This is a genomic window from Akkermansia massiliensis (assembly GCF_023516715.1).
Taxonomy (GTDB): domain Bacteria; phylum Verrucomicrobiota; class Verrucomicrobiia; order Verrucomicrobiales; family Akkermansiaceae; genus Akkermansia; species Akkermansia massiliensis.
This window is the reverse complement of sequence record NZ_JAMGSI010000003.1, coordinates 121654-135816: the sequence shown is the minus strand read 5'-3', so window position 1 is coordinate 135816 and position 14163 is coordinate 121654. Positions and strand designations below refer to the sequence as shown.

The window sequence follows — 14163 nt, the reverse complement described above, 5'->3', positions numbered from 1 at the left end:
GAAAGGAAGTTCAGCTTGCCTGAATGGATGGCGGCAAGATGGAGGTGGTTGTTTTCTTGGTCCGGCCGCATTTCCAGCGCCTCATATTTATATGCGTGGCTGTTTTATGGCGTGTGCATGGGGACGCTGGTTTTTTCAGGATATTGGGCCGCGGTGAATGGGAGTATTCATCCGCGTTTTATGGTAACGGCTGAGCATGGAATAAACCTGGCGTGTTTGAGTGCGGCCATGCTTGTTCCATGCCTGGGACTTGTTTTTCGCAGGCTCCGTGATCTTGATCTGGGCCTCCTCTGGGCGGTTCCCGTTTACGCGGCTTCCTTGGGATGTGCGGAGACGGGCTTTTATCATGTGTACGGATGGGCGCGGGCTGCGGCGGGAGGGAATGCCTCCCTTTTAATTTGCGGCGCCATGTTTTTCTGCATGTTTCTGTTTTGTTCCCTGGCGCCGCTTGCGCTGGGATGTGTTCCCGCCAACAGCCGGTCCGGCATTTCCGGGCGAACCGGGGAAAGAACGGAAGGAAAGGAGTGATTGTGAAACGTTATTATTACCATACGCCGGATGGGGAATTGCATGGGCCGTCCGATTTTGATTTCCTGGTCAGGGAAGTCCGCTATGCCGGATTACCGCTGGGACTGATGGTCAGGGAGGAGCGTTCGGAAGACTGGATATGGATAGGAGACATTCCGGGAACTCCGCCGGAATGGAAGTTGCTCAAGGAGCGGTATTCCGGAACCGGGGAATGGATGAAAGTGGGCAAAATATGGAAATGCGGCAGAAGAAGTCGTTTTAAGTGGTTTTTTTCCCTGCTGGTGATGCAGTCCCGTTCCTCGCGCCGGGAGGCGGCTGTTACCTACGGCGCACTTCTGGCGTCTGCTCCTCTCGTCTGGATAGTTTGTTTTTGTGGAGCCTGCGATGTTTTTGAACCTCTTCCTTTTGGGATGCTTTTTGCTCTTCTGTCGGGGTTGTTTCTGTTGTTTTTCTTCTTGTTTTGCTTCATTGCGCTGGGCGTCAGACGTTTTCATGATGCCGGGCTGGATGGGGGCTGGTTGGCGATCATCTGGCCGGTATGGATAGCAGTCCTGATTTGTTCTTTTAAGGGAAAGTTTCTGGCAATGTCCTTTTGCTGGGATCTTGTAGGGGGAATATTTACGGGCATAGCTGTCTTGACTGCTCCCGTCCTGTTCAGTCTTTTGCTGCCGGAGCAAAAGCGCAAAAACATCTATGGAGAGCCTTCCTGGAATAGAAAATAAGTGCATGAAAAAGAAAATAGAAATCGCTTCCTGGCCGCGAAGGTCCCATTACGAGTATTTCCAGACGTTTGAATGTCCCATGTTTTCCATCACGTCTCCCGTGCGGGTGGATGCCTTGTACCATTATGCGAAACAGGAGGGGATTTCCTTTTTCGCCCTGTGCCTGTTTGTGCTGTTGAAGGCGGTGAATAAGATTCCCCAACTGCGCCAGAGGGTGGAGGAAGGGGAGGTGTGGGAGTATGAATCCGTGGACGCCCTGGTTCCGGTGCTGGCTAAGGATGGGGAATTCACCCAGATTTTAGTAGAGTACCGGGCGGAGCTGGCTGATTTTCTGGAGCATGCCGTTCCGCTCATTCAGGCAGCCAAGCAGGCTCCGGCCCGGGCGAATCCCTGCCATCGGACGGATATTGCCGTGTTCAGCTGCCTGCCGTGGATTCCGTTTACGCAGGTGGCCAGCGCCTACAGGGTGTTCCGGGGGCAGTACCTTCCCCTCATCCATTGGGGGAAGATGGAGGCGGACGTTTCCGGCAGGCTGATGATGCCCGTGGCCATTCAGGCGAACCATGTGCTGGTGGACGGGGTCCATGTTGGTAATTTTTATAAAAATATTGATTGTTTTTGTTGCGGGTTTTAGGCTGGGACGCATGGCTTCCCTGTTGCGCCCTTCCGGCGATTACCGGTCTCTGCTTTCCTACAGAAAGGCGGAGCAGATTTATGATCTGACCTATTATTTTTGTAAGGCGTACTTGTCTTCTCGCGACAGGACGGTTGATCAGATGGTTCAGGCTGCCCGTTCCGGAAAGCAGAATATTGCGGAGGGAAAGGAGGCGGGGCTGGTCTCCATGGAAACGGAAATCAAGCTGATGAATGTAGCCAGAGCCAGTCTGGATGAATTACTGGCTGATTATGAATACGTTTTGAGAGTGAGAGGCTTTCCCGTGTGGGAAAAGGATTCACGAGAGTCCCTTTTTGTCAGAAAGAAGGGTGAGGATAAATGTCTGGCCCGGGATTATTTTTTGGAACTGGCCCGGACAAGGCCGCCGGAGGTGGTGGCCAATATGGCCATTTGCCTGATTTTTCAGGCCAAGTATTTATTAATGCGGCAGCTCAGGTTTTTGGAGGGGAAGTTTCTTGGAGAAGGGGGGATGAGGGAAAGAATGAGCCGGATGAGAAGGGATAGGGGTGATAGGGGTGATAGGGGTGATAGGGGTGATGATGGGAATTCCCTATAATCCCTAAAGTTTCCTGTGAGCCCCATAGGCCCTATTCTTCTCCCAAGGTTTTACTGATTCCCGGCCAGGCATCCCGGACAGTTCTGGACTGAGTGCCCCGGAGATATTTCCACCAGCTCCGGTTCCCGGTCCGTCAGGCAGAGTTCCGGGTTCCCGAGGGTATTTCTGGGGCGGAAGCTGCATCCGCAAGGCTCCTGCATCATGTTGGGAGGCAGTCCGGGAATGGTGTAGAGGGGGGAGCCTTTCGCATGTAGTCCGGGAATGGATTTCATCAGGGCCCTGGTGTAGGCGTGCCGGGGATGTTCCAAAAGCTCCCGCGCCGGGGCGCTTTCAACAATGCGGCCTGCGTACATGACGTTGATGCGGTCCGCATATTGGCGCACCACGCCGAGGTCATGCGTGATGAGGATGACGGAGGTGCCCATGTCCTGCTGAAGTTTTCTGATGAGGTCAAGCACCTGCTTCTGCACGGTGACGTCAAGGGCAGTAGTGGGCTCGTCCGCAATGAGGATTTCCGGCCTGGTGATAAGGGCCATGGCGATCATGACGCGCTGGCGCATGCCGCCGGAGAATTGATGGGGATAGGCGTCCATGCGCTGTTCAGCGTCCGGTATGCCTACCAGGGCAAGCTGTTCCAGCGCGCGGTCGCGCGCCTCTTTTTTGCCGGCTCCCTCATGAATGACGAGGGGTTCCGCCACCTGCTCCCCGATGGTCAGGTACGGATTGAGGGAGGTCATGGGATCCTGGAAGATCATGGAGATGCGCTTGCCGCGGATGGAACGGAGTTCCTTTTCCGGACAATGAAGCAGGTCCGTGCCGTCCAGCATGGCGGAACCGCTTTCAATGCGGCCCGGAGGCATCGGGATGAGCCCCATCATGGAGTAGCAGGTGACGGATTTTCCGGACCCGGATTCCCCCACGATGCCGAGCGTTTCCCCCGGCGCCACGTCAAAGGACACGTTTCTCACCGCCCGGACGATGCCGGCCCTGGTGTGGAAGGAGGCGCTGAGGTTCCTGACGGAGAGCATGCGGAGAAGGCGGGATTGTCAGTCATTGCGCACGCGCGAGCGGGCGGAGAAGATGACCGGGATGCCGGGAGCGGGGTAGGCTTCCCTGATTTTGTTGCGCAGGTACTGGGAGTAGCTGTCCGTGAGCAGGTTCTTGTCATTGACGAAGAGGACGTAGCGCGGGACGGGAATGGTGTTGTACTTGGGGTCCACCGCCGTGGTGACGTAGTAGATTTTCAGTCTTCTGGTGGAGCCGCTGGCGGTGCCGGGAGGGTTCATCTGCTGGGCAAGCTGGATGAGGCGGTTGAGCTGTCCGGTGGTGGGCAGGTTACGGGATTCCCGGCGGATGCGCGTGATGACCTTGAAGATGATTTCCACGCCCTCCGCTTTTTTTGCGGAGGTGGCGATGAAGGGCGCATAGTTGATGAAGAAGAGTTCCCTGCGCACCTGTTCCTCCACTTCCGCCATGCGGTCCTTGCGCGGGGCATTCGGGTGGAAGAGGTCGAATTTGTTCACGATGATGATGCAGGGTTTCCCTTCCTCCGCAATGATGCCGGCGATACGGCGGTCCTGCTGCGTGATGCCTGCCGCAATGTCAATGACCAGCAGGCAGATGTCCGCCCGGCGGATGGCTTTTTCACTGCGCATGGCGGAGAAGACTTCCACGGAGGTGTCCCGCCGGGAGCGCGGGCGCATGCCGGCGGTGTCGATCAGCACGTAGGGCTGGCCGTCGTGCAGGTAGGGGACGTCAATGGCGTCGCGGGTGGTGCCCGCCACGTCGGAAACGATGGTGCGCTTGTCCTGGAGGATGGCGTTGACCAGGGAGGATTTGCCCGCGTTGGGGCGTCCAACGACGGCCACCTTGATGGGGGGGGCGGCGACCTCCCCTTCTTCCGGTTCTTCCTCCAGTTCTTCTTTCAGCGGGGCGCCCTCCTGTTTGAGGAAATCGTCCAGCCGGGAGGCGAGTTCGGAGAAGCCCCTGCCGTGGGCGGCGGAGAGAAAGATATGGTCGTCAAAGCCCAGTCCGGCGAATTCTCCCAGGTTCAGATCCTGCTTTTCATGGTCCGCCTTGTTGAGCAGGAGGATGACGGGAACGTCCGACTTGCGGAGGTGGTCCGCAATGCTCTGGTCAATGGGAGTGAGGTGGTCCCGGCAGTCCAGCACGAAGAGGATGAGGTCCGCCGTTTTCATGGCTATGTCCGCCTCTGCCGCCACCTGTTCCGCAAAGCCGTCGGTCAGGCGCGCGCCGATGCCGCCCGTGTCCATGATTTTACAGGCGCGGTCCGTAATCTTGCAGGGGGCGGAGAGCCGGTCGCGAGTGACGCCGGGTTCATCATGCACGATGGCGATGCGCCTTCCGGCCATTCTGTTGAAGATGGCGGATTTCCCGACATTGGGCCTGCCTACGATGGCGATGGTGGGGACGTGCTGCATGCGCGCCATGTTACCCGAAGGGCCGGAGCTGTGAAAGCTAATTCCGCGCCAACGGCGGGCGCTTCCGCCGGGGGCTTATCCCTTGTGCCTGGCCTGATTGTGAAGGTACAGCGCCACGGCGATCGTGATGACGTTGGGAAGCCATAGCAGGATGTAGGGGAGCATCGTGTCGCTTTTCCGGGACAGGTCCGCAAAGATCAGGGCCACAAAGTAGAGGGAGGCGATCAGGATGCCCAGGGCAAATCCCGTGGAGGTGTCTTTTCTGCGGGTGTTGATGGCCAGGGGCACGCCAATGAGGGCAAAGACGATGCAGGCCAGGGAGAAGGAGGCGCGCCTGGGCAGTTCCGTGGCGAATTCCGTGGTCTGTTTTTTATCCAGATAGCCGGGCGTGTTCAGGGCTTCCCTGATTTCCCGGTTGGTGAAGCGGTTGGCCTTGATGCGCCGGGAGCGGGATTTGTCCAGGTTGATGCTCAGGGGCATTTCATCCATGGTCACGCTTTGGGAGATGGAGTCCTTTTCCTGCGTGGTGATGAGCGGATTGATGAGGTGCAGGTAAAGGGTTTTTTTCTCGGGAGAGAAGTCCATGGTCACGCGTTCCGAGTGCATGGCCACGGCGGGGGATTTGTCGTCCGCCTTCTGATAGATGTGCATGCCGTGGATGACGTCGTCCACGCGCTTGTCAATGTAGATTTCCAGATTATCGAATTTGGTGATGGCCTGTCCTTCATTGAGAAGCCCCTTCGGGTTGATGGAGGCGGCCTTGATGAGCAGTTCGGAAATGGATTGCTTGGCGCGGGGCGCGATGTCTATGTTGATCCAGTAGCAGAGGCCGGAGAGGGCGATGCCGATGGCGATGGCGGGGGCGCTCAGACGCCACAGGCTCATGCCGGACATGCGCATGGAGGTGAGTTCGTTGTCCGAGGCCAGGCGTCCGTATACCAGCAGCACGGCCGTCAGGAATCCCCATGGAATGGAGAACATCAGCGAGAAGGGTATTACCTGGAAGATGAATTCCAGAACGATGCTGATGGGCGCCTTGTTTTCCACCAGAAGGGGGCGCAGTTCCTTGAACAGGTTGCCCAGGAGCAGCAGGGCGCTCAGGGCCATCACCCCCAGGGCCGTAACACCCAGCAGCTGGCGGGCAATGTATCTGTCAAAGATCTTCATGCAGTAAAACCGTGCCGGAGATTTTGCCCGAAGGCCGCGGACAAGTCAATCACGCGCACGGAACAATCCGTATCCTTCCCCGGAGGGAAGGAGGAGTTGGATGGGAGGATGAAAGTCCGTGCGGCTGGTGAAAAAGGATGCGGCATGTTGTTCAGTTTTCTTTTTGTTCCAGGCTGCCGAGCAGTTTTTCCCGCTGTGGGGGAAGCTTGCCGAAGTGGGATTTCAGAATGACGTGCGCCGGAATGCCGGGATGCGCGATGCCGTGCAGCCGCGCGAGTTCCTGTTCAAAGTGCAGGACGGCGCGGAGGGAGGGGTCGTTGTTTTCCAGATAGGCGTATGCCCGTTGCAGGAGGTCGTAGAATTCCGGGATGGGCGTGTCCGGCTCCAGCATTTGGAGAAACAGGCGCGCGAAGTAGCCTGCCGCGCTGAGCCGGAGGTAGCTTTTCCGGAGGGGCAGGCGGGGGGAGAGCAGGTCCGCGGAAGTCAGGGAGTGCAGGTCTCCCGTTTTTGCCTGCGTCCACTGCATGCGGCACTGGTAGAAGAGGTCCAGGCGCCCGGCAAAGGGGCTGTTGGGCTTTCTGGCGCTTTTGGCCGCCGTTCTGATGATGCCTTCCTCCGTGCACCAGACGACAATCAGGCCGTTCTCTCCCAGGGGATAGAGCTTCAGGACCGTCGCTTCCGCATTCATCAGCGGCGTTTTTCCAGCCCTGTTTTAGCCGGTTGTTCCGTTGGGACGGTCTGCCCGTAGGGGGAGGGCAGGATGCCGGCTTCCGTCATGGCGTCCGTAAAGGCCTGGATGGCGCTGGTGCCTCCGTGGATGCGGATGGCGGAAAGGAGCTGTTCCTGGGCGGCGTCCTTGTCTCCTCCCATGAATTTGACGATGGCCTGGGTGCAGTAGTAGTACGGCGTGTCGTCCATCGGGCCGTACAGGTTTTCCAGTTCCTTGGCCAGGGGCCGGTTGTCCAGCTTGCGGGCGCAGATATAGCGCTTGAATTGCAGCAGGGGAGTCATGCCGGGATTGTCTTTGAAGGGAGGCAGAAGCTCCGTGAAGGCTTTCAGCGCCCTGGCATAGTCATGATTGACGTAGTGCGCTTCCGCCAGGTTGAACTGAATGGTGAGGTTGGAGGGATCCAGCTTCTGGGCCTTTTCAAAGTTTTCCAGGGCCTTTTCAATGTTGCGGATTTCAATGTAGCATGCGCCGCGGAGATTGTATAAGCCCGGGTTTCCTGCATAAAGCTTTTCCAGCTCCGTCAGGGAGAAGAGGCATTCCATGGTTCTCTTCTGCGCAAAGAGCTGTTCCGCCTTGCGGAATTGGTCAATGTAGCTTTTTCTGGTTGCTTCCGGCAGGCTGTTGAATTCCTGAATCCACGCCGGGGACGGAGGTTCCGGCGGTGTTTGCTGCGCGGAGGCGGGGAGAAGGGCAAGCGTCAGGGCTGCCAGTAGGAAGGTGCATGCTTTCATGGATGGGTCAGGAATTCAGGTGGGGAATGATTTTTTGTAGCGCGGCTTCCGCCGTGAGTCCATATTTTTTTCTGAGGATGGGTTCCGAACCGTGTTCGATGAACTGGTCCGGCCATGCGATGGCTTCCACGGGCGTGGTGACGCCTCCGGCTTCCAGGGATTCAAGCACGGCGGAGTTGAAGCCGCCGCTGATGGAATGGTCTTCAAAGGTGCAGACCACCCGGCTGGAGGCCGCATGCCGGCGGATGCATTCGTCATCCAAAGGCTTGATGAAGCGGGCGTTGATGAGGGTGACCGTGTGGCCCTGCGCTTCCAGCAGCGCTGCCGTCTCCCGGGCGATGCCGATCATGGTGCCCAGGGAAACGAGAGTCACGTCCTTCCCCGTCTGGAGCACTTCCGCCTTGCCGATGGGGAGAATTTCCGGCGTGGAGGGAAGGGGGACCCCGGCGCCGCAACCCCGGGGATAGCGGATGACGGTGGGGCCGTTCTGGTAATGGTTCATGGTCCGGAGCATGTGGACGAATTCCGCTTCATCCTTGGGTTGCATGAAGACGATGTTCGGGATGCTGCGGATCATGGCGATGTCAAACAGGCCGTGATGCGTGGGGCCGTCGTCCGGGGAGAGCCCGGCGCGGTCCATGCAGAAGCGCACGGGCAGCTTTTGGAGCGCGGCGTCATGCTGGATCATGTCAATGCAGCGCTGCATGAAGGTGGAGTAAATGGCGATGTAGGGCTTCATGCCTTCCGCCGCCAGCCCGCACGCAAAGAGGGCTCCGTGTTCTTCCGCAATGCCTACGTCAAAGTAGCGTTTTGGGAAGGCTTCCTTGAACAGGTCCAGCTTGGTGCCGCTGGCCATGGCGGCCGTGATGGCCGTGACGGATTCGTCCTCGTGCGCCATTTCCACCAGCGTGGAACCGAAGATGTGGGAGAAGGTGGGGGTGGCGGTTGCCTGCGTTTCGCCGTCCCGCACGCAGTAGGAGCCCAGGCCGTGGAATTTGGTGGGGTTGTCCAGTGCGGGCTGGTAGCCTTTTCCCTTCTGGGTGACCACGTGCAGGATAACGGGTTCGTTGAGGTCCTTGATGTAGGAAAGGGTGCGGATGAGGGTGGGGATGTCGTGCCCGTCCAAGGGGCCGAAGTAGCGCAGGCCGAATTTATTGAAGAGCAGGGAGGGGAAGATGAGGTTCTTGGTGGTGCCTTCCAGCTTGAAGGCGAAGTCCCTAGCCTGCGTTCCCCCCAGCTTTTCAATGAAGGAGGCCGTCTTGTCCCTCAGCCAGGAGAAGGTTTCCGAGGTTTGCAGGGAGTTGAAGTATTTTGCCAGCGCGCCCACGTTTTTATCAATGGCCCATTCATTGTCGTTCAGAATGGTGATGTAGCGCTTGGTGGTCTGGCTGATGTTGTTCAGCGCCTCCAGGGTGGTGCCGCAGGTGAATGCCGCATCCCCGGCCACGGCCACTACATGGTAGTCCTCCCCTTTCAGATCCCTGGCCGCGCACATGCCCAGGGCGGCGGAAAGCGCCGTGCCCGCGTGGCCTGCACCGTAGGCGTCATGGGGGGATTCCGACATTTTGGCAAAGCCGGAGAGCCCTTCATGCTGGCGGATGGTGTGAATCAGCGGGGCGCGCCCCGTGAGCATTTTATGGACGTAGGCCTGGTGGGAAACGTCAAAGATGATTTTGTCCCGCGGTGTTTCAAAGACGCGGTGAAGGGCAATGCTCAGTTCCACCACGCCCAGGTTGGGGCCCAGATGGCCGCCGGTGAGGGAAAGGGAGTGGATGAGGGTGTTCCGGATTTCTTCCGCGAGCCAGGGCAGTTCCGACTCAGGGATTTTCATCAGGTCTGCATGGCTGCGGATGCTTGCCAGCAGCTCCGGAAGTTCAGGTAAGGGAGAATTCATTGCTGTCTGGTTCATCGGGATCCGTTCCATCCTGGACGGTCTCCGGGTTGCTGAGGGTTTGGATGCGCAGTTCCGCATCATGAAGGATGCCGCGGCAGTGGCGGATGAGCTTGTTGCCTTCTTCCACCAGGGCTATCATGTCTTCCAGTTCGGTGACGGGGGCTTCCGTCAAGCGTATGATTTCTTCCAGGCGGGCTACGGATTCTTCAAATCCGGGAGCGTTTTTCCGTTGTTTGGCCATATGGGGAATTAAGGTTGAGGGGTGGAAGCGGTTTCCTGAAGGTCTTTGTAAAGAATCATGTCCGCTCCCTGGATGAATTGGCGGGAGTCCGGCGTCCCAAAGCGTTGCGACAAGGGGTAGAGCGCACGGCTGTGGTCAAAGAGGTATACGGGATTCCTGTCCTTCGTCTGAAGCAGGACGGTGCCTTCCAGAACGAGGGGGGTGAATTCCCCGTAGGAGGCGGCAATGGTGCGGAGGTCCGCGTTGAGCGTGGATGAGGGAGTCACCAGGATGCTGCCCACCTTGCCGCCGTGGAATTTCAGAATGCGTTCCAGCACCATGAATTGCTCCACCATTTTGGGGAGTCCGATGGCTTTCCTGTCTGCGTACCAGCCGACGGCGGACGGCTGGTCCGTGAGGATGAAATCCTTTTCCGACGTCTGGGCGCGAAGGTCCCGGTTGAGGCCCGGGGGGAAATAAGGGGGCCATGCAGGAATGCCGCGGCTGGCCGTCAGGATGCCCACCCGCACCATCTGGGGAAGGCTGAGCAGAAGGGGGAGGGAAGTGATGAGCAGGGCGAGCAGCAGGACGCCGCCCCGCAGGATGGGGACTACCTCCTTGTTGGAGTGCCGTGCGATCAGGTTGAGGACGAAGGCCGTGCCGTAGGCCGTGAAGAAGGGGGCGAAGAGGATTTGAATCTGTCCCAGGGAAATACCGGATTTGTTGGAGGTGTAAAGGGCCATGCCGATGACGGCGGGCACCCACATGGCGAAGACGCCCCATTTGGCCTGGTTGACTTCCGGCCTTCTGAATTTGTGCAGGAGGGCCAGCAGGAACACCATGGCCAGGGGAAGGTTCCCGAGGTTTTCGTAAAGGAGGTCGCCCTGCGTCAGGATGTTGTTGACGATGGAGGTGACGGCTTTCTGGGCGGCGATGGGAATGTCCCCGGCGGCCAGGGAGTTCATCGCGATTTCTTCATTGCCGGTCAGCCCCGTGAAGATGGTGTAATAGGCCGTTCCGAAGAAGCCTCCGCTGAGGGAGCGGTTGATGTAAACGGGGTAGGCCAGGAGGAGGAACAGGATCACAAGTCCCGGAATGCAGTACAGGCCGTGAGGCTTGAAGCGGATGCCCACGAAAATCAGAAAGCCGGCCATGGGCCACAGGCCGATCCAGCCGGTGAGGCAGACGCATGAAAAACAGATGGAGCTGTAAATGAGCGGCATCAGGAATTTACGCTTCTCCTCCCTGTTTTGCAGGGCCGTGGACAGGAAATGGATGCCCCAGGCAAAGAAGAAGAGCATCATCATCTGCGGGAGGCCGCTGGTGGCGTATTGCAGGAAGAGGTTGCTGAGAATCATCGTCAGGCAGGTGAAGCTGGCGATGGTGACATCAAACATTTGGTGGAGGATGTAATAGCAGCTCAGGACAGCCAGGATGAAGAACATGCAGGAAATGCCCGCCACGATGCGGTCCGGCAGGTAGATCATGGAGCTGCCCGTCATGCTCCACAGGTCAAACTTGTGGACGCCGGCCACCTTGAAGACGGCGGCTTCCACCAGGATGTTCAGAGGGGCGTTGCGTGTGTCCCGGAGGGCGTAGGGATTGAATTTTTCCGGATTGACGAGGGATTCCCCCTGTCCCGCCAGAATGGTTTCCTGTTCGCGGATCTGGGCGTCGGAAAGAAAGGGGTTGAGGCCGGCGCGGGTGCTCCCGGAGACCATCTGGATGGGTCTCAGCCAGTTGGTGGCCATTCCCTGTCCCCTGGCCACGTTCCGGGCGATTTGGGCCTGGTCCATGGCGGCGCTGGCGTTCAGGCCGTTAAAATTGAAAAAGTACTGCACACCCGTAATCGCCAGCAGCAGGATGAGGATGATGATAAACGGTGTGCGGGATGCCGTGGTGGGCGCATTCATGAAGGTTGAATATCTTGTAATTTGCGTTGAAGGGTGCGGCGGCTGATGCCCAGAAGGTGGGCTGCCGCCGTTCTGTTGCCGTTTGACCGGGCCAGCGCTTGTTGGATGGCATTCCGCTCCAGCAAGGATAAATTCAAAACCCCTGCCGGGACAAGCCCATTCTGTGTGCTGGGGGCATTGTCCTCCAATTGTTCCTGCGCCATGCTCCCCGGGGCGGCCGGCTGCTGCGGCGCGTGCAGCCGGGGTGGGAGATGGGAGAGTTCTATGCTGGCGGAGTTGCTCATGACGACGCCGTGCTCCATGGCTGTGCGCAGCTCCCGCACGTTTCCGGGCCAGGAGTAGTTCCGTACGGCGTCAAGGGCGTCCCGGGAAAGGGGTTTGAATTCCTTGTTGTTCTCCCTGGCGAATTCTTTCAGGAAGGCGGTGGCGAGCAGGGGCACGTCCTCTCGCCGGTCCCGGAGGGGGGGCATCTGGATGTGGACCACGTTGAGGCGGAAATAGAGGTCTTCCCGGAATTTGCCCTCCTGGACGAGTTTCTTCAGTGATTTGTTGGTGGCGGCAATAATGCGCACATTCACCGGAATGGGCGTGTTGGAGCCTACGCGTTCAATGGTCCGTTCGGACAGCACCCTCAGCAGGCGGACCTGCGTTCCGGCGTCTATTTCCCCGATTTCATCCAGGAAGATGGTGCCGCCGTCCGCCTGTTCAAAGCGGCCGATGCGGCGCTGCCCGGCTCCGGTGAAGGAGCCTTTTTCATGGCCGAACAGCTCGCTTTCCAATAACTGGGGGGAAAGGGCCGCGCAGTTGACGGCCACGAATTTATTCTCCGGCCTGCCGGAAAGGGAATGGATGGCCTGGGCCACCAGTTCCTTCCCGGTTCCGCTTTCCCCTTCAATCAGCACCGTCGTCTTGCTGGGCGCCACCTGGCGGATGATGGAGAACACGTGTTCCATGGCGGCGGACCGTCCGAGCAGTTTTTGCAGGCCGGAGTCCGCCTGGATGCGGGTGGTGAGCTCCTGGTTGGCCGTCTCCAGGTTCCGGGTATGGAGCGCCCTTTTGAGCACCAGCTCCACGGCATCCAGGTTCAGGGGCTTTGTGACGAAGTCGTACGCGCCCTGTTTCATGGCTTCCACGGCGGCGTCCACGGATCCGTAGGCGGTCATCATGATGCTCTGGGGGGGATGGGGCAGAGAAGCCGCGGCTTTCAGCACGTCCATGCCGCTTTCCCCGCCCAGCCGCAGGTCCGTCAGGACCAGGTCCGGGGATTCCTCCCGCAGGAGAGTGACGGCCTGGGAAAGATTGGCGGCAGTGTACACTTCGTAATCGTCCTGAAAGCCCATGCGCAGGGCGTCGCGCGTGGGTTTTTCATCATCTACGATCAGCAGAACGGGCATCTTCATGACGGGATGGAGGAGGGCAGGAGCCTGATGGTGCGTTCCACGCGCGGCAGGAAGACCGTGATGGTGGTTCCCTGCCCCGGCTGGCTGGCCAGGGTGATGGAGCCGCCGTGTTCCTTCACGATGCGGCGCACGATGAGCAGGCCCAGGCCGGAGCCGGTGGATTTGGTGGTCAGGAAAGGTTCGTAAATGCTGCCCATGACTTCCGGGGAAATGCCGCAGCCGGTATCCGCCACGGTGACGAACACGCTGTCATCCGTATAACCGCTTTTAACCAGAATGGTGCCTCCCTCCGGCGGGATGGACTGGTAGGCGTTTTTGATCAGGTTGTAGAAGACCTGCTTGATCTGGACGGGGTCCAGGCTGAGGATGGGGAGGCTGGGCTGGAGGTCCGTGTTGATCTGGATGCCGCGCTGGCGGATTTCCGGCTCCAGCAGTTTCAGGACCTCCATGATGATGGTTTCAATGTTGTGGGGTTCCCGGATGGGCTTGGTGGGGCGGATGGCCTGGAGGAATTGTTTCAGAATGACGTCCAGCCGCGTGGTTTCGCTCTCTGCCGTTTTCAGCAGTTCTTCCATGTCCGTCCGGTACTCCGCGGGCAGTTGTTTTGCCTTCCGGGCCAGGAGCTGGAGATGAAGGCCGATGGAGTTGAGGGGGTTGCCTATTTCATGGGCCACCCCCGCGGCCAGCAGCGTGAGGGCGTTCAGGCGTTCCGCCTCGATGTTCTCCGCGTTTTTCTTCTGCCGGGGCGTTTCATCCCGTATCAGGATCAGATGGCCCTGGCTCCTGCCGCCGATGGGGGAGATGAAAATGTTCAGGAATTTGTGCTCCGGATAAAAAATCTCCACGTCCCGGGAAACGGCGGTCCGGCTCTGCTGGATGGTGTCCCAGGTGCAGTCCCTGCCCAGGAAGATGCAGAAGTCTTCCGGCGTGATCTGGCCGCGTTCCTTGTCAAGGAGCTTGAGGGCGGCCTGGTTGACAAACAGGATTTTTCCCTTGCTGTCCAGCAGGATCAGGCCTTCCTGGATGGCTTCAAACACCTGCTGGAAAAAACCCTGCTGTTCCGCCAGCTTTACAAAGAAACGCTGGAGGTCCTCTTCCTTGATATGGTCAATGCGGCCGATCAGCTTATCGATGGTGTCTTTCTTCATGGCGGCGTTTCCGTCCGGGCTCGCCCCTATATATAAA

General features: G+C 58.7%; 14 protein-coding genes. 4 read left to right on the top strand and 10 right to left on the bottom strand.

Annotated features, from left to right (window positions below; genetic code table 11):
- Positions 1–27 precede the first annotated feature (27 nt).
- The 4 genes from M8N44_RS14140 to M8N44_RS13675 are packed head-to-tail and all read left to right on the top strand — an operon-like array spanning position 28 to position 2482.
- Positions 28–528 (top strand): DUF805 domain-containing protein, encoded by a 501-nt coding sequence (locus M8N44_RS14140; RefSeq protein ID WP_418173379.1) that lies wholly within the window; start codon positions 28–30, stop codon positions 526–528.
- A complete protein-coding gene (locus M8N44_RS13685) occupies positions 525–1250 on the top strand; it encodes a DUF805 domain-containing protein (protein ID WP_180976209.1) in 726 nt (241 codons plus the stop codon). Before M8N44_RS14140 ends, M8N44_RS13685 begins: the two co-directional genes overlap by 4 nt.
- Before the next feature lie 4 nt (positions 1251–1254).
- Entirely contained in the window at positions 1255–1884 is a 630-nt protein-coding gene (locus M8N44_RS13680; RefSeq protein WP_180975199.1) for a CatA-like O-acetyltransferase, read from the top strand.
- 10 nt (positions 1885–1894) lie between these two features.
- Positions 1895–2482 (top strand): four helix bundle suffix domain-containing protein, encoded by a 588-nt coding sequence (locus M8N44_RS13675; RefSeq protein WP_249853130.1) that lies wholly within the window; start codon positions 1895–1897, stop codon positions 2480–2482.
- A gap of 50 nt (positions 2483–2532) precedes the next feature.
- On the opposite strand, the gene M8N44_RS13670 is transcribed toward M8N44_RS13675, so the two are convergent.
- From M8N44_RS13670 to M8N44_RS13625, 10 genes are all read right to left on the bottom strand, one after another.
- Positions 2533–3510 carry an ABC transporter ATP-binding protein gene (locus M8N44_RS13670; protein WP_102728495.1) on the bottom strand — a complete coding sequence of 326 codons (978 nt, stop codon included), beginning with the start codon at positions 3508–3510 and terminating at the stop codon, positions 2533–2535.
- An 18-nt stretch (positions 3511–3528) separates the two neighbouring features.
- Complete coding sequence (gene der / locus M8N44_RS13665; RefSeq protein WP_102728565.1) at positions 3529–4923, bottom strand: ribosome biogenesis GTPase Der; 1395 nt, start codon at positions 4921–4923, stop codon at positions 3529–3531.
- 75 nt (positions 4924–4998) lie between these two features.
- Entirely contained in the window at positions 4999–6090 is a 1092-nt protein-coding gene (locus M8N44_RS13660; RefSeq protein ID WP_022397772.1) for an LptF/LptG family permease, read from the bottom strand.
- Between the two features lie 151 nt (positions 6091–6241).
- Positions 6242–6778 carry a DNA repair protein RecO gene (gene recO / locus M8N44_RS13655; protein WP_102728496.1) on the bottom strand — a complete coding sequence of 179 codons (537 nt, stop codon included), beginning with the start codon at positions 6776–6778 and terminating at the stop codon, positions 6242–6244.
- Positions 6778–7551, bottom strand: coding sequence for a tetratricopeptide repeat protein (locus M8N44_RS13650; protein WP_102728497.1), 774 nt, complete (start codon positions 7549–7551; stop codon positions 6778–6780). The genes recO and M8N44_RS13650 overlap by 1 nt, the downstream gene beginning before the upstream one ends.
- Positions 7552–7558: 7 nt before the next feature.
- Positions 7559–9445: a 1-deoxy-D-xylulose-5-phosphate synthase gene (gene dxs, locus M8N44_RS13645; protein WP_102728498.1), complete on the bottom strand. Its 1887-nt coding sequence runs from the start codon at positions 9443–9445 to the stop codon at positions 7559–7561.
- A complete protein-coding gene (gene xseB, locus M8N44_RS13640) occupies positions 9426–9686 on the bottom strand; it encodes an exodeoxyribonuclease VII small subunit (protein WP_022397776.1) in 261 nt (86 codons plus the stop codon). The genes dxs and xseB overlap by 20 nt, the downstream gene beginning before the upstream one ends.
- 8 nt (positions 9687–9694) lie before the next feature.
- Positions 9695–11578: a hypothetical protein gene (locus M8N44_RS13635; protein ID WP_102728499.1), complete on the bottom strand. Its 1884-nt coding sequence runs from the start codon at positions 11576–11578 to the stop codon at positions 9695–9697.
- Positions 11575–12978 (bottom strand): sigma-54-dependent transcriptional regulator, encoded by a 1404-nt coding sequence (locus tag M8N44_RS13630; RefSeq protein WP_102721866.1) that lies wholly within the window; start codon positions 12976–12978, stop codon positions 11575–11577. The genes M8N44_RS13635 and M8N44_RS13630 overlap by 4 nt, the downstream gene beginning before the upstream one ends.
- Positions 12975–14126 (bottom strand): sensor histidine kinase, encoded by a 1152-nt coding sequence (locus tag M8N44_RS13625; RefSeq protein WP_102727669.1) that lies wholly within the window; start codon positions 14124–14126, stop codon positions 12975–12977. Before M8N44_RS13625 ends, M8N44_RS13630 begins: the two co-directional genes overlap by 4 nt.
- Positions 14127–14163: the final 37 nt, after the last annotated feature.